17 protein-coding genes are annotated in these 20,997 nt (G+C 60.7%); 9 read left to right on the forward strand and 8 right to left on the reverse strand.

Annotation, left to right across the window (positions count from 1 at the left end; all coding sequences use genetic code 11):
- Nucleotides 1–240: 240 nt before the first annotated feature.
- From C4J86_RS11905 to C4J86_RS11935, 7 genes are all read right to left on the reverse strand, one after another.
- Nucleotides 241–1,650 (reverse strand): sigma-54-dependent Fis family transcriptional regulator, encoded by a 1,410-nt coding sequence (locus C4J86_RS11905; RefSeq protein ID WP_124370526.1) that lies wholly within the window; start codon nucleotides 1,648–1,650, stop codon nucleotides 241–243.
- A 73-nt stretch (nucleotides 1,651–1,723) separates the two neighbouring features.
- Complete coding sequence (locus C4J86_RS11910; RefSeq protein WP_124370527.1) at nucleotides 1,724–3,295, reverse strand: ABC transporter ATP-binding protein; 1,572 nt, start codon at nucleotides 3,293–3,295, stop codon at nucleotides 1,724–1,726.
- A 10-nt stretch (nucleotides 3,296–3,305) separates the two neighbouring features.
- Nucleotides 3,306–4,328, reverse strand: coding sequence for an ABC transporter permease (locus C4J86_RS11915; protein WP_164487770.1), 1,023 nt, complete (start codon nucleotides 4,326–4,328; stop codon nucleotides 3,306–3,308).
- The gene (locus C4J86_RS11920; protein ID WP_124370529.1) at nucleotides 4,328–5,386 is read right to left on the reverse strand and encodes a microcin C ABC transporter permease YejB; all 1,059 of its coding nucleotides are present in this window, start codon (nucleotides 5,384–5,386) and stop codon (nucleotides 4,328–4,330) included. Before C4J86_RS11920 ends, C4J86_RS11915 begins: the two co-directional genes overlap by 1 nt.
- Nucleotides 5,386–7,245 (reverse strand): extracellular solute-binding protein, encoded by a 1,860-nt coding sequence (locus tag C4J86_RS11925; protein WP_124370530.1) that lies wholly within the window; start codon nucleotides 7,243–7,245, stop codon nucleotides 5,386–5,388. The genes C4J86_RS11920 and C4J86_RS11925 overlap by 1 nt, the downstream gene beginning before the upstream one ends.
- Before the next feature lie 129 nt (nucleotides 7,246–7,374).
- The gene (locus tag C4J86_RS11930) at nucleotides 7,375–7,656 is read right to left on the reverse strand and encodes a peptidylprolyl isomerase (RefSeq protein WP_124370531.1); all 282 of its coding nucleotides are present in this window, start codon (nucleotides 7,654–7,656) and stop codon (nucleotides 7,375–7,377) included.
- A gap of 116 nt (nucleotides 7,657–7,772) precedes the next feature.
- Complete coding sequence (locus tag C4J86_RS11935; protein ID WP_124370532.1) at nucleotides 7,773–8,267, reverse strand: DUF1543 domain-containing protein; 495 nt, start codon at nucleotides 8,265–8,267, stop codon at nucleotides 7,773–7,775.
- A 106-nt stretch (nucleotides 8,268–8,373) separates the two neighbouring features.
- Here C4J86_RS11935 and C4J86_RS11940 point away from each other — a divergent pair, with 106 nt between their 5' ends.
- Entirely contained in the window at nucleotides 8,374–9,195 is an 822-nt protein-coding gene (locus C4J86_RS11940) for an aldo/keto reductase (protein ID WP_124370533.1), read from the forward strand.
- 49 nt (nucleotides 9,196–9,244) lie between these two features.
- On the opposite strand, the gene C4J86_RS11945 is transcribed toward C4J86_RS11940, so the two are convergent.
- Nucleotides 9,245–9,760 (reverse strand): Hcp family type VI secretion system effector, encoded by a 516-nt coding sequence (locus C4J86_RS11945; RefSeq protein WP_124370534.1) that lies wholly within the window; start codon nucleotides 9,758–9,760, stop codon nucleotides 9,245–9,247.
- Nucleotides 9,761–10,227: 467 nt separating this feature from the next.
- Between C4J86_RS11945 and tssA the strand changes: the two genes are divergently transcribed.
- Genes tssA through C4J86_RS11985 form a run of 8 tightly spaced genes read left to right on the forward strand, consistent with a single transcriptional unit; the run spans nucleotide 10,228 to nucleotide 20,946 of the window.
- Complete coding sequence (gene tssA, locus C4J86_RS11950; protein ID WP_124370535.1) at nucleotides 10,228–11,781, forward strand: type VI secretion system protein TssA; 1,554 nt, start codon at nucleotides 10,228–10,230, stop codon at nucleotides 11,779–11,781.
- A gap of 23 nt (nucleotides 11,782–11,804) precedes the next feature.
- Entirely contained in the window at nucleotides 11,805–12,314 is a 510-nt protein-coding gene (tssB, locus tag C4J86_RS11955; RefSeq protein ID WP_124370536.1) for a type VI secretion system contractile sheath small subunit, read from the forward strand.
- 15 nt (nucleotides 12,315–12,329) lie between these two features.
- Nucleotides 12,330–13,811, forward strand: a complete 1,482-nt coding sequence (gene tssC, locus C4J86_RS11960) for a type VI secretion system contractile sheath large subunit (protein ID WP_124370537.1) — start codon at nucleotides 12,330–12,332, stop codon at nucleotides 13,809–13,811.
- A 14-nt stretch (nucleotides 13,812–13,825) separates the two neighbouring features.
- A complete protein-coding gene (tssE, locus tag C4J86_RS11965) occupies nucleotides 13,826–14,227 on the forward strand; it encodes a type VI secretion system baseplate subunit TssE (protein WP_124372420.1) in 402 nt (133 codons plus the stop codon).
- Nucleotides 14,217–16,004 (forward strand): type VI secretion system baseplate subunit TssF, encoded by a 1,788-nt coding sequence (gene tssF, locus C4J86_RS11970; protein WP_124370538.1) that lies wholly within the window; start codon nucleotides 14,217–14,219, stop codon nucleotides 16,002–16,004. Before tssE ends, tssF begins: the two co-directional genes overlap by 11 nt.
- On the forward strand, nucleotides 15,968–16,975 hold the full coding sequence (gene tssG / locus C4J86_RS11975; protein ID WP_124370539.1) for a type VI secretion system baseplate subunit TssG: 1,008 nt from the start codon (nucleotides 15,968–15,970) through the stop codon (nucleotides 16,973–16,975). The genes tssF and tssG overlap by 37 nt, the downstream gene beginning before the upstream one ends.
- A gap of 12 nt (nucleotides 16,976–16,987) precedes the next feature.
- Entirely contained in the window at nucleotides 16,988–19,423 is a 2,436-nt protein-coding gene (locus tag C4J86_RS11980; protein WP_124370540.1) for an AAA family ATPase, read from the forward strand.
- Complete coding sequence (locus tag C4J86_RS11985) at nucleotides 19,420–20,946, forward strand: sigma-54-dependent Fis family transcriptional regulator (protein ID WP_124370541.1); 1,527 nt, start codon at nucleotides 19,420–19,422, stop codon at nucleotides 20,944–20,946. Before C4J86_RS11980 ends, C4J86_RS11985 begins: the two co-directional genes overlap by 4 nt.
- Nucleotides 20,947–20,997 lie beyond the last annotated feature (51 nt).

Consider the following 20,997-nt stretch of genomic DNA (forward strand, 5'->3'; position numbering starts at 1 on the left):
GAGAAGGGCTATAGCGAGATGTGTGCCATGTTTCTAACTTATTGAAATATAAGTCAATTAACTATTTTGCCTGTGATGATTTTCGACTTTGTCTCAATTCAGAGACCGCCACCGATCAAATGTGGGAGGGGGCTTGCTCCCGATAGCGGTGTGTCAGCTTATATATCCACTGGCTGATCCGCCGCCATCGGGAGCAAGCCCCCTCCCACAAAGGTTTGTCTTCATAGTGAGATTTGAGTCTCATGGTAGAGACTGTGCAATCCCCAACCCCACCATCTTCTTGTACAACGTCGAGCGCCCCAGTCCCAATCGCCTCGCCGCCTCCACCACATTTCCTTCGCAGTGCTCGAGCGCCGCCATAATCACCTGTCGATCAAACCGCTCCCGCGCCGCCGCAAACGTCTCACCCTCGGCCGTGGCTACCGCACCACGCGCCACCGGCCTGAACGTGCCAATCGCCGCCCGAATCTCTCCGGCATTCAACACCAGGTCATCACTCAACAACGCCGCCCGCTCCAGCACGTTGCGCAGCTCACGAATATTCCCCGGCCACGCATGCTGCGCTAACAGCGCCAGGGCTTCGCGGTCCAGTTCATGCTGGCTGCGCAGTTCCTCGAGGATGGCTTCGCTCAGCGCCGGAATATCTTCCAACCGTTCACGCAGCGGCGGCACCTGGATCGGCAGCACGTTCAGGCGGTAGTACAGGTCCGCACGGAACTCGCCACGCTTGATCGCCGCTTCAAGGTCCATGGAGGTCGCCGCGATCACCCGTACATCGCTGTGCAGCATCTCATTGGAACCGACCGGTTCGAATTCTTTTTCCTGCAACACCCGCAATAACTTGCTTTGCAGCGGCAGCGGCATGTCGCCGATTTCATCGAGGAACAGCGTGCCGCCCTGGGCGATCTGGAATTTGCCGGGACGACCCTTGCGGTCGGCGCCGGTAAAGGCGCCCGGCGCGGTGCCGAAAAACTCAGCCTCGAGCAGGTCGTGGGGGATCGCCGCGCTGTTGATGCTGACGAACGCCTTGTGGGCTCGGGGCGATGCGCCATGGATGGCCTGGGCGAGCAATTCCTTGCCGGTGCCGGTTTCGCCCAGCAGCAGCACCGGCGATTCAGCGCTGGCACTGCGCCGCGCACGGCGCTTGACTTCAAGGCTGGCGGCGCTGGTGCCGATAAAGTGCGCGAAGTTGTATTTGCTTTGCCGCGAGCGCAACAGCGAACGCGTGGATGCCAGTTCCTGCTGCATGCTCAGGTAGCGCTCGATCAGCGGCGACAGGTTGCGCAGCTCATCGAACAGCGCAAAGCCAATCGCACCGATCACCGCGCCCGCATCGTCGTGGATCGGCAGACGCATCACCACCAGCGGGCCCTTGGGCGTGTCCTGGATATCCAGCAGAATCGGCCGGTCGTTGCGCACCACCTGGCGCAACAGGCTGTTGGAAATCACCTGCTCGCAGGGTTGGCCGATGGCCTGCTCGGCGCTCTTGAGGCCGAAACGCTTGGCGTAGCGCTCGTTCATCCAGACGATATTCGCATCACGGTCAACGATCACCGTGCCTTCGCTGGACTGCTCGATAATCTCAAACAGCGACTGAATGGCCAGGCCGCGAACGTGTTGGTAGTCCTTGAGGTTTTCGGTGGTATTCATAGTCATAGCGCCGATTGATGGTCCAGCAGGTGAAGCGTGGCGAGGGAGCCCGCTCGCCACTATAAACGCGCTTCTACAAGGGGATGTGCGCGGCAGCCAACAGTTCCTTGGTGTAGGGATGCTGCGGCGCTTCGAACACGGCATGGCTGGGGCCGCGCTCTACCACTTTGCCGTCCTTGACCACGATCATATCGTGGGCCATCGCCCGCACCACCGCCAGGTCATGGCTGATGAACAGGTAGGTCAGGCCGTATTTCTCCTGCAGTTCGCGCAACAAGGCCACCACTTGTTTTTGCACCGTACGGTCCAGCGCCGAGGTCGGCTCATCCAGCAGCATCAACGCCGGCTTGAGCACCAGCGCCCGGGCGATAGCGATGCGCTGGCGCTGGCCACCGGAAAATTCATGGGGGTAACGGTGCCGACTGGCGGGGTCCAGGCCGACGTCCTTGAGCACCTGGATCACCTGCGCTTCGCGCGCGTCGAGGCTGCACGGGGCGTGTACTTCCAGGCCCTCGCTGATGATCTGTTGCACCGACATGCGCGGGCTGAGGCTGCCATACGGGTCCTGGAACACCACCTGCATCTGCTTGCGCCATGGACGCATCTGCCGGTGGTTGAGCGGGTCGAGGGCCTCGCCCTGGAAGCGGATGCTGCCGGTGGAATCGAGCAGGCGCAGGATCGCCTGGCCCAGAGTCGACTTGCCCGAGCCGGACTCACCGACAATCCCCAGGGTCTTGCCGCGTTGCACACTGAGGCTGATACCGTCCACCGCCTGCAGGTAGCGCTTGGGTCGCAGCAGCCCGCCGCCGAGAGCAAACCGCACGCTCAGGTCGTTCACCTGCAATACGGTCTCGCGCTCCTCGCCGCACAACACTTCAGCCGAGGGCTCGGCGTCCAGCAGCAAGCGGCTGTAGGGGTGCTGTGGCGCGGCAAACAAGGCCTGGCAGTCGGCCTGCTCGACGATCTCTCCGGCGCGCATCACGCACACCCGCTGGGCAATGCTGCGCACCAGGTTGAGGTCGTGGCTTATCAGTAGCAGTGACATGCCCAGGCGTTGCTGCAAGGATTTGAGCAGCAGCAGGATCTTGCGCTGTACGGTCACGTCCAGCGCGGTGGTGGGTTCGTCGGCAATCAGCAGCTCCGGCTCGCAGGCCAGGGCCATGGCGATCATCACTCGCTGGCGCTGTCCACCGGAGAGTTGATGGGGGTAGGCCTTGAGCCGCTCCTGGGGTTTCTGGATGCCCACCAGGTCGAGCAGCTCGAGGATACGCGCCTGCGCCACCTTGCCGCCCAGGCCCTTGTGCAGCAGCAGCGTCTCGCCGATCTGCTTTTCGATCGTGTGCAGCGGGTTCAGCGAGGTCATCGGCTCCTGGAAGATCATGGCAATGCGGTTGCCGCGCAGCTTTTGCAGGGCCTTAGGCGACGCGCCCATCAGCTCCTGGCCGCGATACTTCACCGAGCCTGTGCTGAGCGTGCCGGCTTCGGGCAGCAGTTGCAGGATCGAATGGGCGGTCACCGACTTGCCCGAGCCCGACTCACCCACCAGCGCCAGGCACTCGCCGGGGCGCACGTCCAGGTTCACATTGCGTACCACCGTGTGGCCGCTGAACGCCACGCTGAGGTCACGGATTTCGATCAGGTTCATACGCAGTCACTCATGAGCGAGGGTCGAAGGCATCACGCAACGCCTCGCCGATAAACACCAGCAACGACAGGATCAGCGCCAGGGTGAAAAACGCCGTCAGGCCCAGCCATGGGGCTTGCAGGTTCTGCTTGCCCTGGGCGATCAACTCGCCCAGCGACGCACTGCCGGCCGGCATGCCGAAGCCGAGGAAATCCAGGGCGCTCAAGGTCGAAATCGCCCCGGTCAGGATGAACGGCAAATAGCTCAAGGTGGCGGTCATGGCATTGGGCAGGATATGCCGGCGAATGATCTTGCCGTCGCCCAGGCCCAGAGCGCGCGCGGCCTTGACGTACTCCAGGTTGCGCCCGCGCAGGAACTCTGCGCGCACCACATCCACCAGCGCCAGCCAGGAAAACAGCGCCATGATGCCCAGCAACCACCAGAAATTCGGCTCGACAAAGCCCGACAGGATAATCAGCAGGTACAGCACCGGCAGGCCCGACCACACCTCGAGGATGCGTTGCCCCAGCAAGTCCACCCAGCCGCCGTAGTAACCCTGCAACGCCCCGGCGGCGATGCCGATGGCGGCGCTGATCGCGGTCAGCGCCAGGGCAAACAGGATCGACACCCGTGCGCCGAAGATCACCCGCGCCAGCACATCCCGCGATTGGTCATCGGTGCCCAGCCAGTTCACCGTCGACGGCGGGCTGGGGGCAGGGCGGGCCAGCTCGTAATTGGGCGTATCGTCGCTGAACGGGATCGGTGGGAACCACATCCAGCCGCCGTCCTGCTTGATCAGCTTCTGCACGTAGTCGCTGCGGTAGTCGGCCTGGAACGGCAGTTGCCCGCCGAACTGCTGTTCGGTGTAGCGCTTGAATACCGGGAAATACAGTTCGTGCTTGAAACTGAGCACCAGCGGCTTGTCGTTGGCGATCAACTCGCCACCCAGGGTCAGGATAAACAACCCGATAAATAGCCACAGCGACCACCAGCCGCGACGGTTTTTCTTGAAACGCTCGAAACGCCGACGAGCCACGGGCGACAGATTGAGCATCAGGCGTTCCTCGCGGCGAAGTCGATACGCGGGTCCACCAGGGTGTAACAGAGGTCGCCGATGAGTTTTATCAAGAGGCCGAACAGGGTGAAGATAAACAACGAACCAAACACCACCGGGTAGTCCCGTGAGACGGCCGCTTCATAGCTCATGCGGCCCAGGCCGTCGAGGGAGAAGATCACTTCGATCAGCAGGGAACCGGCGAAGAATACGCTGATGAACGCTTGGGGAATCCCGGAAATCACCAGCAGCATCGCGTTGCGAAACACATGGCCGTACAGCACGCGGCGTTCGCTCAAGCCCTTGGCGCGCGCGGTGACCACGTACTGCCGGGTGATTTCGTTGAGGAACGAGTTTTTGGTGAGGATGGTCAAGGTGGCGAACCCGCCGATCACCAGCGCCGTGACCGGCAATACCAGGTGCCAGAAGTAGTCGGCGATCTTGCCCATGGTGCTCAGTGCTTCGAAATTCTCCGACACCAGCCCGCGCACCGGGAACCAGTTCAGCGACGTGCCGCCGGCAAATACCACGATCAGGAACATCGCGAACAGAAACGCCGGCATCGCATAGCCGATCACGATGGCGGTGCTGCTCCATACATCGAAGCTGCTGCCATGGCGCACCGCCTTGCGGATGCCCAAGGGGATCGACACCAGGTAAGTGATCAAGGTGGCCCACAGGCCGAGGGAAATCGTGACCGGCATCTTTTCCAGGATCAGGTCGATCACCGTCGAGCCGCGAAAGAAGCTGTTGCCGAAGTCCAGTTGGGCGTAGCTCTTGAGCATCAGCCATAGGCGTTCCGGCGCAGGCTTGTCGAAGCCATATTGCTTTTCGATGTCCTTGATCAGCTTCGGGTCCAGGCCACGGCTGGCCCGCGAGCCGCTGATGCCTTCGCCTGCGCCGCCGCCCACACCGCCGCCGCCGATGCCTTGCAGGTGGGCGATGGCTTGTTCCACCGGCCCTCCGGGCGCGGCCTGCACGATCACGAAATTCACCAGCAGGATGATCACCAGGGTCGGGATGATCAGCAGCAGGCGCCGCACGATATAGGCAAACATCAGCGCGCATCCCCGCGTTTTTTCAGCTCGGCTTGCATCTGCGCGTTGGTCAGCGGCGTCGGGCTGACTTCCCACCAGGTTTCCAGGGCTTCATCGTTTTTCGCCTCGATGGCCGGGCGGCCGAAGCGGTTCCACCACGCGGCGGAGGTGCCGGGCGGGTAGTAATTGGGAATCCACAGGTAGTTCCACTGCAGCACCCGGTCCAGCGCGTGCGCATAGGTGAGCATCTGCGCCTGGGTGTCGGCCTTGACCAAGCCCTTGATCAGGCGGTCGACGGCCGGGTCCTGGAGCGCCATGTAATTGTTGGCGCCCGGATCGAACGCGGCGGCGGAACCGAAGAAGTTGTACAGCTCCATGCCCGGCGAGGTGGTCACCGGAAAACCGGTGACGATCATGTCGTAGTCGCGCGCCATCAAGCGGTTGACGTACTGGGAGGAGTCGATGCGGCGGATATTCAAGGTGATGCCGATTTGCGCCAGGTTGCGTTTGTACGGCAGCAGCAGACGTTCCAGGCCCGCCTGGGCGTTAAGGAAGGTGAACGCCAGCGGCTCGCCCTCGGCGTTGACCAGTTGGTCGCCTTCAGGCTTCCAGCCCGCCTCTTCCAGCAGGGCCAGGGCCTGCAACTGTTTGTCACGGATCATGCCGCTGCCATCGGTAACGGGCGCCTTGAACACCTGGGTGAACACCTCATCGGGAATCTGCCCGCGCAACGGTTCCAGGATCGCCAGTTCCTCTTGGGTTGGTAACTGGGTGGCGGCGAGCGGGCTGTTGGAGAAATAGCTCTGCTGGCGGATATACAGGTTGCGCATCATCTGCCGGTTGGCCCATTCGAAATCCCATAGCATGGCGAGGGCCTGGCGCACGCGGCGGTCCTTGAACATCGGGTTTTGCACATTGAAGACATAGCCCTGGGCCGGTTGCGGCATCCCCTTGGCCAGATGCGCGCGTTGCAGGCGGCCATCGTCAAGGGCCGGGCCGTTATAACCGATGGAGTAGCCGGTGGCGGAAAACTCCCGATTGAAGTCGTAGGCACCGCCGCGCAGCACCTGGCGCGCCACTTCGATGTCGCCGAAATACTCAAGGCTCAAGTGATCGAAGTTGTACAGGCCACGGCTGACCGGCAAGTCCTTGCCCCACCAATCGGGGTCGCGGGTAAAGGTGATGGTGTTGCCGGAATCGATCTTGCTGACCTTGTACGGGCCACTGCCCAGTGGCGCTTCATAGCCGCCGCCGTTGGCGAAGTCGCGGCTCTTCCACCAATGTTCGGGAAACACCGGCAGGGTGGCGAGATCCAGGGGCAGGGTGCGGTTTTCATTGCTGGAGAAGTCGAAACGCACCTGGCGCTCGTTTTCGACTTCGACATGCTTGACGTCGGCGAACAGCGTGCGAAAACGCAGGCTGCCTTGGGTCATCAACAAGTCGAAGCTGTAGCGCACGTCTTCGGCGGTGATCGGTTTGCCATCGGCAAATCGCGCCTTGGGGTTGAGGTAGAACCGCAGCGACAGGCCGTCGTCGGCGCGTTCCATCTTTTGCGCGACCAGGCCGTAGACTGTGTAGGGCTCGTCCAGGGAGCGCTGGGCCAGAGGCGCATAAACCCAGCCATCGACCTGGGAGACACCGATGCCTTTATCGACATACGGCAATACGTGGTCAAAGCGCCCGATTTCCAGGGCGGAGCGGCGCAGGCTGCCGCCTTTGGGGGCATTGGGGTTGGCATAGTCGAAATGGCTGAAGCCGTCGGGGTACTTGGCCGGCTCGCCATACACCGTGAGGGACGCTTGTGGCGCCGCGATCACGGCGTTGCTGGTCAGGAACACGACCAGGGTGATGCTGAACAGTCTGGGAAAAGCCAATCGCATTATCAGCCTTAAGCGCGGATGAACAAAAATAGAGAGCTGTACGTTAACGGCTTAAGCGTCGTCAGTCATCACATGCACAACGGCCCGCCAAATGGCGGGCCGTTGTCTACAACATCAGCACAGACTGAATCAGTCCTGGCGGCTGGTGACTTCCAGCAGGTGATAACCGAACTGGGTTTTCACCGGGCCTTGTACGGTATTGACTGGGGCGCTGAACACCACGCTGTCGAATTCCTTGACCATCTGGCCGGGACCGAACGAACCCAGGTCGCCGCCTTGACGGCTGGACGGGCAGCTGGAGTTGGCTTTGGCGACTTCTGCGAAATCAGCGCCGCCTTCGATCTGGGTCTTGAGTTCGTTGCACTTGTCTTCAGTGGCAACGAGGATGTGGCGGGCGGTGGCTTTGGCCATGGGAAATAACTCCTTGAGTGAAAAAAACGGTGAGCCTACCGGATTCAGGCGGTTATTTCCTGGCAAAGTTCCGTCTACTTGCCTGAGCGGGCCAGAAGCGGCCTGGCCCGCGGGGTTCAGGCCAAAACGATGTAGTCGTTTTGTTGGATGATGGGGGCGTGCAGGCCTTGTACAAGATGCACATAACGGCCGTCCACCAGGTCGATGGGCAGGCAATCGTCGATATCCATTACCGCGTCGGTGTGGGCCTGGGACCAGTGCCGCAACAGGTGCTGCTTGCCTTTGCTCATCGCTTCGCGTTTGTCGCGCGCCACCAGCAACAGGTAGTGATGCGCCTCGCCGAAGCGGTTGACCTCGTAGCCGCCGAGGTTGATGAAATACAAGCGAGGCGCATCGCCATGCGGCGCCAATTGGCTGAATTCGACCTTCCAGCCGTCGACACCATCGACCGCCATCCACGAATCGATGTGCACGCCCTTGGGGCTGCCAAACCAGGCGTCGCGCAACTGCGGGTAGGTGGCCTGTAGCGTATCCGCCACGGCAAACGCGACATCGTGTACTTCGATCCGGGCCCTGGGGTGCTTGCCCCCGAGCATGACAACAAACAGCATTGCGGGTGATTCCTGGCGATTGATCAGAGGCCAACCATACTGCGATTGAACCCTTTTGTCCGGTCAATGCCACACTGTTAATCCGCGAACTCATCAGGAGGTTGTCATGCGTACTATTGATCTGGCCGGTGTTCCCGTCCCTGTCATCGGCCAGGGAACCTGGCGCATGGGCGAAGACCCAAACCAGCGCCGTGCCGAAGTGGCCGCCTTGCAGCTGGGTATCGACGAAGGCCTGACCCTGATCGATACCGCTGAAATGTACGGCGAAGGCGGTGCGGAGGAGGTGGTCGGCGAGGCCATCAAGGGCCGCCGCGACCGGGTATTTTTGGTGAGCAAGGTCTATCCGCACAACGCCAGCAGCCAAGGCGTGCCCCGCGCCTGCGAAGCCAGCCTTCAGCGCCTGGGCACCGACTACATCGATCTCTACCTGCTGCATTGGCGCGGCCAGTACCCCCTTGCAGAAACTGTCGAAGCGTTCGAACGTCTGCGCGAAGCTGGCAAAATCGGCCGTTGGGGTGTTTCCAACTTTGATGTGGCAGACCTGCAGGAACTGGCTTCCCCCGCGTGTGCGACCAACCAGGTGCTCTACAACATTGAAGAACGTGGTGTTGAATTCGACCTGCTGCCATGGTGGCAACAGCACCATCTGCCCTTGATGGCTTACTGCCCGATTGCCCAGGGCGGCGAGCTGTTGGCGAGCCCGACGCTCAAGCAGATTGCCCATCGTCATGAGGCCACCCCCGCGCAAGTCTCTCTAGCCTGGGTCTTGCGTCAAGAAGGTGTGATCGCCATCCCCAAGGCAGTAACGCCCGACCACATACGGCAAAATGCCGCTGCTGCGAAGCTGGTGTTGGACGAGCATGACCTGGACGCGATCGACCGCGTATTTGGCGCACCCAAGCGCAAGCACCCGCTGGCGATGGTGTAGCGCCAGCAGGAACGGCACCTTCCCTGGGCCGTTCCCGCCACCGCCGCGGTTAGCCGGCCACTGGACTGCGCCAGTCGTCCGAGCCTGAAGTGCCGGCTACTTCATGGGTCCAGACGATCTTGCGATAGGTGAAATACACGTCCTCCAGATGGGTGAAGTGGGCGTTGTCCGGGTCCTGGCAGTTGGGCATGCGCGACTGGACGTCCACGATCGTCGCGCCTTCCAGTTCAATGGTGAAGTAGTGCTCCTGGGTGCCTGCCGAGGAGGTGCGAAACCATTCCAGCCGGCACGAAACTTCTTCCCCCGAGGTCAGTGCGCTGAATAGCAGGGGCGAGGATTTGTCGAAGACCTTGCTGATCATCAGCGGTTTATGCACGCGCTGGCCGGTAGGCTGGCCCGATTGCGGGTCGCGGGGAATGATCACCTGATGGGCAAATGCCTGCACCAGAATCTGATCCTCGTGGCCTTCCTGATAAATGTTGCCTACCGAGTCCTGGGTAAATGTACCTGCGGTGATCAAACCTTGTTTGACACCGGTGACTGAGAGGTACGCGGGTGTTGGCATGACGGGTTTCCTTGTCTGATTGAGTAGGTGCTCCCGAACGGTCAAGTTGCCGGTCGGGTGAAATGCCTTTAACAAAAAGCGTGCCTGAAAGTGCGTGGGTCAATGAAATCAAGGTGTGAGAAGTTAAAGCGTTTCATATGGGGGTGATTTTGCGGATTTTTAGTATTTTAAGTTGCACATAAGTGCGCAGTTAATTGCTCATGGTGAGAAGTGAGTAATCAGGCGCAGTTGGCGGTGATCGCGGGTTATTAACTTGATTAAGTGCGCAAATTACTGCGCAGGCCTTGATTTTAGATGGTTCGTAGGAAATTCCTTAAGTGTGGGGCTGTGGCTTGCTGACTGTTTTTTTGATGGCTAAGGTTCGTTCACTTCGTTGTGTGTTGAGCGAGGGTTAAGCGGAGCTCTGCTACGCATTTCCCAGTATCAAGTTTGCCTATTCAGCCTTCATAGTTGTGTGCAGCCCAAAAATGGTTCATTCAGAAAAGTTGTGCGCTTATTACCAGGAACTTGCACGAAAACCTTGCTCGCCAGGGGATTTTGCCGGCAATGACGTGCGCTTTTCGAGTGAGTTTGAAACCGTGGAAGCCGAGGTTGCCAAGACACAATCCATACATGGCGCGAGCCTGCCGGACTGGCAGCAGGTCTGCGAATCCAGTGAGCGCCTGTTGCGTGAGCAGTCCAAGGACCTGCGCCTCGCTGTGTGGCTCACCTGGGGACTGCATCAACGTGATTCATTCCCGGGGTTGCTGGCTGGCCTCGGTTTGCTGGTTTATCTCTGTGAGCATCACTGGGCGGCGGTCTATCCCACCAAGCTGCGCACCCGCGTTGCCGCATTGGCTTGGCTGGTGACGCGCCTCGGCCCGCTCTTCTCGCAGAACCTGTCGCTTGTCGATCGATTGCCCTTGTTCCAGGCGTTGCAGGCACACCTCGTGCGCCTTGATGAGCTATTGAACGAGCGCCTTGGCAGCGACGCCCCGCTGTTGTTGCCAATCCGACGACAACTGGCGGAACGTCTGGCGCGTGCCACGCAAGACGGCGCGCAGTCAGCGGGCGCTGCGGGCGTGATCACCCAGGTCAAGCAGGCGCTCACGCAGTCGCTCAAGCCTGAGTTGCTGATCAACAATGAAAAAGATGCCCACAAAGTGCTGCGCGCCTTACAGGAACAGGCCCGTACGTTGTGTGCCTGGTGGTTGCGCCAGAATGCCACCGACCTGCGGGCCTTGCGTTTGGGACGCACCTTGGCGTGGCTGAGCCTGGTCAATTATCCCGATGCCAACAGTGAGGGGGTGACGGCGTTGCGCCCGCTGGCTCCCGACAAGCTTAAACGTTACCAGGATCGTCTCAGCCAAGGCCATCACGCCGAGCTGTTGCTTGAGCTCGAGGTCAGCCTGGCGGGCGCATTGTTCTGGTTCGATGGGCTACGCATGCTCTGGGAATGCCTTGAAGCCTTGCACGCGAACCTGGCCATGGCCGAGCTGGAAACGAGCTTCGCGCTGTTATTGCAACGTCTGCCGAACCTGCCTGAATTGCGCTTCGACGACGGCACGCCGTTTGCGGGCGCGGCGACCTGTGAGTGGATCACGCTTCATGTTGTTCGCCACCTGCACAAAGCCGAGCCTTTCAATGCCGTTGCCGATGGCGGCAGCGAACCCTGGGAAGCCGCCTTGCAGACGGTCATGCCCAGCTTGCGCAAGGACGGGCTCAAGGCTGCCGTCGGCGTGCTCAAGCAGGGTTTGCACAGCGCTGGCAGTGAACGCGCGCGCTTTCATTGGCGCCTGGCACTGGCCAGGTTGTGCATGCGCGCGGGCAAGCCTGACCTGGGCAGAATCCAGCTGGAACAGCTGGACCTCGAATTACAGCGCGCGGGCCTGGACCGCTGGGAGCCGGAACTGGCCCTGCACGTCGGCCGGCTCCTGTACCGCTGCTATGACCTGTTGCCGCAAAGCCACGCCGTGCGCGAAAGCAAAGACGCCACGCATCGCCGGTTGTGCCAGTTCGATCTGGAAGCAGTACTCGAATAAAAAACATCAAAAGGAGAAACACCATGGCCAAAGACGGTTCGGTAGCACCCAAGGAACGTATCAACATCACCTTCAAACCCGCACTGGGTGGCGCACAGGAGGACGTCGAGCTGCCGTTGAAACTGTTGGTGTTGGGGGATTTTTCCCAGCGCGACGACCCGCGCAAGCTTGAGGATCGCAAGCCTATCGGGATCGACAAGAACAGCCTCGACGAGGTGTTGGCCAAACAGGCCCTGAACTTGACATTGAGCGTGCCCAATCGCCTTCAGGATGACGCTGAGGTTGAAGAGCTGGCGGTCCAGGTGCGAATCAACTCGATGAAGGACTTCAACCCCGCCAGCCTGGTCGAGCAAATACCGCAGTTGCAAAAGCTGATGGTGCTGCGTGAGGCATTGGTGGCGCTCAAGGGCCCGCTGGGCAACACCCCGAGCTTTCGTAAAGCCATTGAGCAGGCGCTGGCCGATGATGACTCCCGTGCTCGGGTGCTGGCCGAACTGGGGCTGAGCAGCCCTGATGCCGAACCTATTCAGTAAAAGGACACTGATACCATGACGACTACCCAGTACAACACGCTGCCTCTGCCCAAAGCCGCCGACGAGTGCAGCATTCTCGACAACATCATTGCCCAGACGTTGCTGAGCGCCGATGACGAGGCGTACAGCATCGCCAAGCGGGGTGTGTCGGCGTTTATCGAAGAACTGGTAAAGCCTCACAACCGCGAAGAACCGGTCAAGAAGCGTCTGGTCGACCGGATGATTGCCGAGATCGATGCCAAGCTCAGCCAGCAAGTGGATGAGATCCTGCACCACCCGGACTTCCAGGCACTTGAGGCAGCCTGGCGAGGGCTGCAACTGCTGGTCGAGCGCACCAATTTCCGCGAGAACATCAAGATAGAGCTGCTCAATGTCTCGCGGCAGGACCTGTTGGACGACTTCGAGGATTCCCCGGAAGTGACCCAGTCGGGGCTTTACAAGCATATCTACAGTGCTGAATACGGCCAGTTTGGCGGCCAGCCGGTAGGGGCGATCATCGCCAATTACTTCCTGTCCCCCAGCGCGCCTGATGTGAAACTCATGCAGTACGTTTCCAGTGTCGCCGGTATGGCTCACGCGCCGTTCATCGCGGCCGCCGGGCCTGGTTTCTTTGGTCTGGAAAGCTTCACCGGTCTACCTGACCTCAAGGATCTCAAGGATCATTTCGAAGGCCCGCAGTTTGCCAAGTGGCAAAGCTTTCGCCAGAGCGAAGATGCCCGCTACATCGGCCTTACCGTGCCGCGTTTTTTATTGCGCACGCCGTACGACCCCCTTGAGTGCCCGGTCAAAACCTTTGCCTACCAGGAAAATGTGGTCAACAGCCACGAGCACTACTTGTGGGGCAACACGGCCTACGCCTTCGCCACTCGCCTGACCGACAGTTTCGCGCGCTTTCGCTGGTGCCCGAACATCATCGGCCCCCAGAGTGGCGGGGCGGTCGAGGACTTGCCGTTGCATCATTTCCAGAGCATGGGTGAGATTGAAACCAAGATTCCTACCGAGGTACTGGTTTCAGACCGACGCGAATACGAGTTGGCGCAAGAAGGGTTCATCGCCCTGACCATGCGCAAGGGCAGTGACAACGCTGCCTTCTTTTCCGCCAGTTCCGTGCAGAAACCCAAGACGTTCGGCATCAGCGAAGAGGGCAAGGCAGCGGAGCTGAACTACCGGCTCGGTACCCAGTTGCCTTACATGATGGTGATCAATCGCCTGGCCCACTACCTCAAGGTCCTGCAGCGCGAACAACTGGGCTCGTGGAAGGAACGCACCGACCTGGAGTTGGAACTCAACAAGTGGATTCGCCAATACGTGGCGGATCAGGAAAACCCCAGTGCCGAGGTGCGCGGGCGCCGTCCGCTGCGCGCAGCGCGCATCGTCGTCAGTGATGTCGAGGGTGAGCCGGGCTGGTACCGCGTCAGTTTGAGCGTACGGCCGCATTTCAAATACATGGGGGCGGACTTCACCTTGTCCCTCGTCGGCAAGCTCGACAAAGAATGAGCCGAGGCCAGGGGATGCGCCACCACAACAGCCTTTTCGAGCGCCTTGAGTCCGAGGTGTGTGCCAGCGAATGCCGTATGACGTCCGTCGCCGCGCATTTGACGAAAATGCTCAGCACCCGCGCAGGCAGCGTGCAGACGCTGCCGGATTACGGCTTGCCTGATCTCAATGATATGCGGCTCAGCCTGCATGAATCCCTGACCCAGTCACGCCTGCTGATCGAGCGCTTCATCCAGGCTTACGAACCACGGCTGGTGAATGTTCGCGTCAGGGTGCTCCCGCGCGTCCATGAAACGTTGGCACTGGCCTTTGCCATCGACGCCGGGCTGCTCATCGAAGGTGGCACTCAAGCCGTCGTGTTCCACGCGCGCCTGGCGGATGCCGGGCAGGTAGAGGTCTGCGCAGATGGCCTTTAACCGCTATTTTCAGAGCGAACTCAGTGCCCTGCGACAACTCGGGCGGCGCTTTTCCGAGCGCAACCCGGCCCTGGCACCGTTTCTCGCCGAGAACGGTCAAGACCCGGATGTGGAGCGTTTACTGGAGGGTTTTGCATTCCTGACCGCACGCCTGCGCCAGAAGCTCGATGACGAGCTGCCTGAGTTGACGCATTCCTTGATGCATTTGTTATGGCCCAATTACATGCGGCCAATGCCTGCTTTCAGCATCCTGCAATTCGATCCGTTGAACTGCGCCGGCCCCAGCGTTCGCGTGGCACGGGACACCGCAGTGGAAAGCATGCCTATCCAGGGCGAACGTTGCCGTTTCAGAACCTGCTATGCCACCGACGTAATGCCGCTGCAACTTCGTCGCCTGGATTACACCTGCCAGGGCGAAGCAACCTGGTTGGACCTGCGCCTGACCCTGAGTGCAGAGGGGAATTTCAGTGCGCTGACATTCGAATCGTTACGACTGCACCTGGCCGGAGACCACTATGTGAGCCAAGGCCTGTACCTCAGCTTGTTGCGATATCTGGATGGCATCGATCTGCAGCTATTGGACCAAAACGGTTTGCCGGTCAACGGGATCGATGGTCAACCTGCGACGCTACGGCTCGGCGCCAGCCAGGTTCAGCCGGTGGGTTTTGCAGAGGAACACGCATTGATTCCTTACCCGCAAAACACCTTCCGTGGTTATCGCCACTTGCAGGAATATTTCACGTTTCCCGAGAAATACCTGTTTGTCGATGTTCAAGGGTTGGGTGCGCTGCATCGATTCCCCCAAGAGGTGCTCAAGCAGGCACATGGCATGGTGTTGCGCTTCGAGCTGCGCCCCCAGGGGCATGCGCTCCAGCGCCCCACCCTGGACAACGTCAAGCTGTACTGCACGCCTATCGTCAACCTGTTCAGTCACGACGCGATACCCATTCGGCTGGATGGAAAACAGGATGAATACCTGCTGTTGCCGGGGGAATATTCTCCGGAAAACGCCGGGGTGTTTTCGGTTGACCGTGTTACCGGATGGCGTCCTGGTGGCTTGGGCTATCAAACCTACGTGCCCTTTGAGTCGTTCGAGCATGACCGTGATGGCGAAACTTCGCGGGCGCTACCCAGCTTCAGCATCCGTCAACGGCCGTCGGTCCAGCACGACGGGCTGGCTACCTGGATAGGCTTTGGCGATCGCTGCGAGCAGGGCCCGGAAACACTGTCGATCGAGCTGACCTGTACCAATGCCGGTCTGCCGCGACAGCTAAGGGCAGGTGAGATCAACCAGCCCGGCGAGCACACCCCTGAGTCATTGACGTTCCGTAACATCACTGCGCCAACCGCGAGTTTTGCGCCGCCACTGGACCAGGATTATCTCTGGAAGCTCATCAGCAACATGTCGCTCAACTATGTGTCGCTGACCGATATCAACGCATTGAAAGTGATTCTCGCGACCTACGACCTGCCGCGCTATCACGATCGACAGGCGCTGAAAATCAGCCAGAAAAAGTTGGGCGCGCTGCGCTCTATCCAGCACGAAGCGGTTGACCGGTTGCACCGGGGCCTGCCGATTCGCGGATTGCGGGTGGACCTGACGGTGGATCCCCTGGGGTTTGCAGGCCAGGGCGATCTGTTTGTGTTCGCTTCGGTCCTCAATCAGTTCTTTGCGCTTTACGCCAGCCTCAATTCGTATCACGAGTTGCGAGTGATCAGCACACAAGGAGACGTGTATCTATGGCCGTTCCGGATGGGGCAGCAACCCCTGCTTTGACTCAGCTTTGCCGTGCCATCCGCGAATACACGCTATTCCAGGCGGTGGTGCAGGTGGTCGCGCGTTTACGTGAAGCTCATCCCCTGCTGGATGAGGATGCGCTGTATGACCAGTTGGAATTCCAGGCCAATCCAGGCCTGGGGTTTGCAGGACACGATATTGACCGTGTGGAGTTTTTCCTGGACCACGGGCACTTGCGTGCGCGCCTGCGCATCAATGTGCTGGGGTTGTTCGGCGCGGGCTCACCATTGCCCGCGTTTTATGCCGAGCAGGCGTTTGCGGAGCGCGCAGGTGGTAACCCCACGCGGGACTTCCTCGATGTGTTCCACCATCGACTGCACCGTCTGATGTTGCCGATCTGGCGCAAATACCGTTACCGGGCCTGCTTTCAACAGGGCGCCAGTGATGGGTTTTCCCAGCAAATGTTTGCGCTGATTGGCCTCGGCAGTCACGCGATACGGAGCGCCTCGCTTCTTGATTGCAAGCGCTTGCTGCCTTACCTCGGGCTTCTAAGTCTGCGCGCGCACTCGGCTGCGTTGATGGAGACCGTCCTGCGGTATTACTTCAAGCATGCCCAAGTGTTCATCGAGCAATGGGTCGAACGCACGGTGGACGTCGCGCATTCGCAGCGCAATGACTTGGGCCACGCCAACTGCACGCTTGGCGACGACCTGGTATTGGGGCGTCGCATCGCTGATCGCAGCGGCAAGTTCAGGGTGCACATCAAGGCCCTGGGCTGGCAGCGTTTTCACGACTTTCTGCCCACGGGAACGGCCTATGCCCCCGCATGCTCGCTGGTGCGTTTAACCGCGCGAGACGCGTTGCAATTTGACCTGCGCCTGGTATTGGCACCCGGCGAAATCAGGGCGTTGCATATCGGCGAAAACAATGTGTGCCGCCTGGGTTGGACCAGTTGGCTGGAACATGAGCGAGCGGACGGGGCGATCACGCTCGCCGGCCATTTTCATTAAGGATTGATGAGCATGATTAATGTGGACCTGCAACAACTGATCCGTACATTGACGGCCCCGACCCGCCGGGACCTGACGCGCGCGGCCGAGCGCTGCATGGCGCGTGGTGGTCATGAAGTGTTGGTAGAGGATCTGCTTCTGGCCTTGCTCGAACATCCCGCCGGGTTGATGGCCAAGGCGCTGGCAGATGCCGACGTTTCCCTGGGCGAACTGCAAGCAGCCTTGCAGCCCAGGAGTGAGCAGAGCGCTACACGCAACCCGGTGTTCGCCCAGGCTCTGGTGCTGTGGTTACAACAAGCCGTGATGGTTGCACACGTAGAGTTGGGCCAACGCTCTGTCGATCACGGTGCCCTGTTGCTGGCACTTTTACAGCACCCGCTGGAGCATGCGGGCAGCCGGTATCACGCTGTGCTCAGCCGCCTGGATGTCGGCAGGGTGCGTGATTTTCTGCAGGGCCAGCCCAGCGAGCATCAGCCGATTGTCACGGAGTCGCTGTTGCAGCGCTTTACCCAGGACCTCACCCAGCATGCCCGTGAGGGCCGGATAGACCCAGTGCTGTGCCGCGAGCGCGAAATACGGCAATTGATCGACATCCTGGTGCGGCGGCGCAAGAACAACCCGATTCTCGTGGGGGAGGCCGGGGTGGGGAAAACGGCGATCGTCGAAGGGCTTGCGTTGCAGATCGCTGCTTTGCAGGTGCCCGAGGCCCTTAAAAGCGTTCGCGTGCTGACCCTCGATATGGGCTTGCTGCAAGCGGGTGCTGGTCTCAAAGGCGAGTTCGAGCGACGTCTCAAAGGTGTGATCGATGAAGTGAACGCATCGCCTGAGCCGGTCATCCTGTTTATCGACGAAGCCCATACCTTGGTGGGCGCTGGCGCCCAGCCGGGAGGCCTGGACGCGGCCAACCTGCTCAAGCCGGCCCTGGCGCGCGGCGCGCTGCGTACGATCGCCGCTACCACCTGGTCGGAATACAAGCAGTACATCGAAAAGGACCCGGCATTGGCGCGGCGGTTCCAGCCGGTACTGGTCGAGGAGCCGAGTGTCGAGCAGGCAGTGTCGATTCTGCGGGGACTGGTGCCTGTCTATGAAGCGAGCCATGGCGTGTATGTCCGTGATGATGCGGTGGTAGCAGCGGCCCACATGAGCGCACGCTATCTGGTGGGCCGACAGTTGCCGGACAAGGCGGTGGACGTGCTGGACACCGCCTGTGCCAGCGTCCGCACGCGTCAGGCAATGCCGCCTGAGGCACTGCAGGCGCTACGCGCCGAACTGATCGAGGGCCAGCGGCAGGCGCGGGCGCTGAGTCGAGACTTTGATAGCGGATTGCCTGTGGATGCGCAGGCCCTTCAGGCGCTGAAGTTGCGCCTGGAAACCCTTGAGCACGATCGCCAGGTACTGGAGCAACAGTGGCTTGAGCGCGATGGGCCGTTGGTGAAACCTGAGGTCTGCCCGCACGGCGTGGCGCATGTCATCAGCGCGTGGACCGGTATTCCCGTCGAGCAGCTGGCCCTTGAACCGAACACAAAAGTGCTTGGGTTTGCCGCGGCCTTGCGCTCGCGCGTGCTTGGGCAGGATCACGCGGTGCAGGCCCTTGATCGTGCCTTGCGCGCCGTTGCCGCCGGGCTCAACAAGGTCGATGCCCCTGTCGGGGTGTTTCTGCTGGTGGGGCCAAGCGGTGTAGGCAAGACAGAAACGGCCCTGGCCCTGGCGGACCTTCTGTACGGCGGTGAACGGTTTGTCACCACCATCAATATGTCGGAGTACCAAGAGAAGCACGCGCTTTCCCGATTGATCGGTGCGCCACCGGGTTATGTCGGTTATGGCGAGGGCGGGGTTTTGACCGAAGCCGTACGCCAGCGTCCCTATTCAGTCGTGCTGCTCGACGAGGTGGAGAAGGCCGACCCGGAGGTATTGAACCTGTTTTACCAGGTCTTTGACAAAGGGCGCGCGAATGATGGCGAAGGGCGGGAAATCGACTTTCGCAACACCGTGCTGCTGATGACGTCCAACCTTGCCAGCGACTGTATCAACGCGCTTTGTTCAGGCGGTCAACGACCTGAACCCCAGGTGCTGCAAGACGCCATTTACCCGCTGCTGCGTGCCCACTTCAAGCCCGCATTGCTCGCCCGTATGCGCGTCATACCGTATTACCCGATTGACCAGCAGGTGCTGCACGACGTGGCAGAGCTCAAGCTCGCGGGCCTTGGCCAACGGCTGCACTCGCGCAAACTGGCATTCACCTACACCCCAGAATTGGTCGCGCACATGACCGAGCGTTGCGCGGACGGTGACAGCGGTGCGCGGTACATCGACCAGTGGATCGAGCGCCATTTGTTGCCGCAGATGGTGGACGGTCTGCTCGGCGCCATGGCCATGGAGACCACGGTTTCCTCGGTGCATGCGCGATTGGATGGCAACGGCCTGCCGCTCTGCGAGTTCAGCCAATGACCAACCTTGATCAATTGCCTGACCCGCTTGCCCACGCGAGCGCCTTGATCGGCTGCTTCACACGTATAGGCCTGGACAGTGACGGCGCTTCATTGCCCGGCGCGTGCGTCTCAGCGGTGGCGCAACTGAGTCACTGTGAGCTCACCCAGTTGTACCGGCTTGACGAAGCGACCGGCCGGCTTGAGCTGGCCGCCCAACACCTGAGCGCGACGCCCTCGGTGGCGGTGGCGACTTCAAGTATCGATCCGCGACACGTGCCTTTACTGCGCGACACACTGGATCAAGGCGCCGCGGTCAGTGTGGATGATGTGCAAAACAGTCCTTACGACCTGGGTTTCTTGCCGGTGCTCGCATCACCTTGGCGCGCCTTGTTGAGTGTGCCGCTGTTCAACCGCCTCAATACGCTCACGGGCGTGCTGCTATGCGCGGCCCAACGCCCGGTAGCGTTGCAAGGCTACGCGTCCTCGCTGGGCCAGTTCGCCAGCTTCGCCTTGCACCAACTGGCCCTGCTGCGCAGCCTGCGGTGGGTGCCGGCTGTTGCGCCGCAAGGGCGCGCAGTATCGCTGACCGGCACGTATGGCCTGATCGGCAACAGCACAGCGATGGCGCAAACCTGCCAATTGATCAGCAAGGTGCTGCATACCCCTTATACCGTCCTGCTGCGGGGAGAAACCGGCACCGGCAAAGAGGTGGTGGCTCGGGCCATCCACCTGGCAGGGCCGCGAGCAGCCAAGGCTTTCGTGGTGCAGAACTGCGCTGCGTTCCCGGAAGGCTTGTTGGAGAGCGAGCTGTTCGGCTACCGCAAAGGCGCATTTACCGGTGCCGAGCGCAACTATGCAGGGCTGTTCGACGCCGCCCATGGCGGCACGTTGCTGCTGGATGAAATCGGCGATATGCCGCTGACCCTACAAGCCAAGTTGTTGCGGGTATTGCAGGAAGGTGAGGTGCGCCCATTGGGCGCCAGTGCTGCGCACAAGGTTGATGTGCGCATCATCGCGGCGACCCACCGTGACCTCTCAACCATGGTCGCCGAAGGCAGTTTTCGCGAGGATCTTTATTACCGGCTTGCCCAGTTCCCCATCCAGTTACCGGCCTTGCGTGAGCGAGACGGGGATGTGCTGCAGCTGGCACGGCATTTCGCCGACAAGGCGTGCGCAAGCCTGGGAAGGACACCTGTGGAATGGTCGAATATCGCCCTTGATCAACTGTCGAGTCATGCCTTTCCTGGCAACGTGCGTGAACTCAAGTGCCTGGTGGAGCGAGCCGTTCTGCTGTGTGACGACAACGTGATCCTGCCGGCGCACCTGTCGCTTCCCCAGGTGTCGGCCGCGACCGCCGTTGATGATGTCACGCTGCGCCAGCGTCTGGAGCGGGTAGAGCGCGTGTTCCTGCTCGATTGCCTGCACAAGAATCGTGGCAATCGGACCCGTACGGCGCGTGAGCTCGGCGTCGCACGGCGCACGCTGCTTTACCGGCTTGCACGCTTGAACATTCCTTGCGGCGAAGCCAGCGGGGACCGTTGAGCGGTGCATCCGAGGATTGCTGAGATCATTGCCGCCGTTATCGATATGAGG

This window comes from Pseudomonas sp. R2-7-07, assembly GCF_003852355.1.
Lineage (GTDB): Bacteria > Pseudomonadota > Gammaproteobacteria > Pseudomonadales > Pseudomonadaceae > Aquipseudomonas.

Bases quoted from the DNA above. Each gene is read 5' to 3' on its own strand.
- C4J86_RS11905 (WP_124370526.1), bottom strand. From the start codon at position 1,650: ATGAATACCACCGAAAACCTCAAGGACTACCAACACGTTCGCGGCCTG.
- C4J86_RS11910 (WP_124370527.1), bottom strand. From the start codon at position 3,295: ATGAACCTGATCGAAATCCGTGACCTCAGCGTGGCGTTCAGCGGCCAC.
- C4J86_RS11915 (WP_164487770.1), bottom strand. From the start codon at position 4,328: ATGCTCAATCTGTCGCCCGTGGCTCGTCGGCGTTTCGAGCGTTTCAAG.
- C4J86_RS11920 (WP_124370529.1), bottom strand. From the start codon at position 5,386: ATGTTTGCCTATATCGTGCGGCGCCTGCTGCTGATCATCCCGACCCTG.
- C4J86_RS11925 (WP_124370530.1), bottom strand. From the start codon at position 7,245: ATGCGATTGGCTTTTCCCAGACTGTTCAGCATCACCCTGGTCGTGTTC.
- C4J86_RS11930 (WP_124370531.1), bottom strand. From the start codon at position 7,656: ATGGCCAAAGCCACCGCCCGCCACATCCTCGTTGCCACTGAAGACAAG.
- C4J86_RS11935 (WP_124370532.1), bottom strand. From the start codon at position 8,267: ATGCTGTTTGTTGTCATGCTCGGGGGCAAGCACCCCAGGGCCCGGATC.
- C4J86_RS11940 (WP_124370533.1), top strand. From the start codon at position 8,374: ATGCGTACTATTGATCTGGCCGGTGTTCCCGTCCCTGTCATCGGCCAG.
- C4J86_RS11945 (WP_124370534.1), bottom strand. From the start codon at position 9,760: ATGCCAACACCCGCGTACCTCTCAGTCACCGGTGTCAAACAAGGTTTG.
- tssA (WP_124370535.1), top strand. From the start codon at position 10,228: ATGGTTCATTCAGAAAAGTTGTGCGCTTATTACCAGGAACTTGCACGA.
- tssB (WP_124370536.1), top strand. From the start codon at position 11,805: ATGGCCAAAGACGGTTCGGTAGCACCCAAGGAACGTATCAACATCACC.
- tssC (WP_124370537.1), top strand. From the start codon at position 12,330: ATGACGACTACCCAGTACAACACGCTGCCTCTGCCCAAAGCCGCCGAC.
- tssE (WP_124372420.1), top strand. From the start codon at position 13,826: ATGCGCCACCACAACAGCCTTTTCGAGCGCCTTGAGTCCGAGGTGTGT.
- tssF (WP_124370538.1), top strand. From the start codon at position 14,217: ATGGCCTTTAACCGCTATTTTCAGAGCGAACTCAGTGCCCTGCGACAA.
- tssG (WP_124370539.1), top strand. From the start codon at position 15,968: ATGGCCGTTCCGGATGGGGCAGCAACCCCTGCTTTGACTCAGCTTTGC.
- C4J86_RS11980 (WP_124370540.1), top strand. From the start codon at position 16,988: ATGATTAATGTGGACCTGCAACAACTGATCCGTACATTGACGGCCCCG.
- C4J86_RS11985 (WP_124370541.1), top strand. From the start codon at position 19,420: ATGACCAACCTTGATCAATTGCCTGACCCGCTTGCCCACGCGAGCGCC.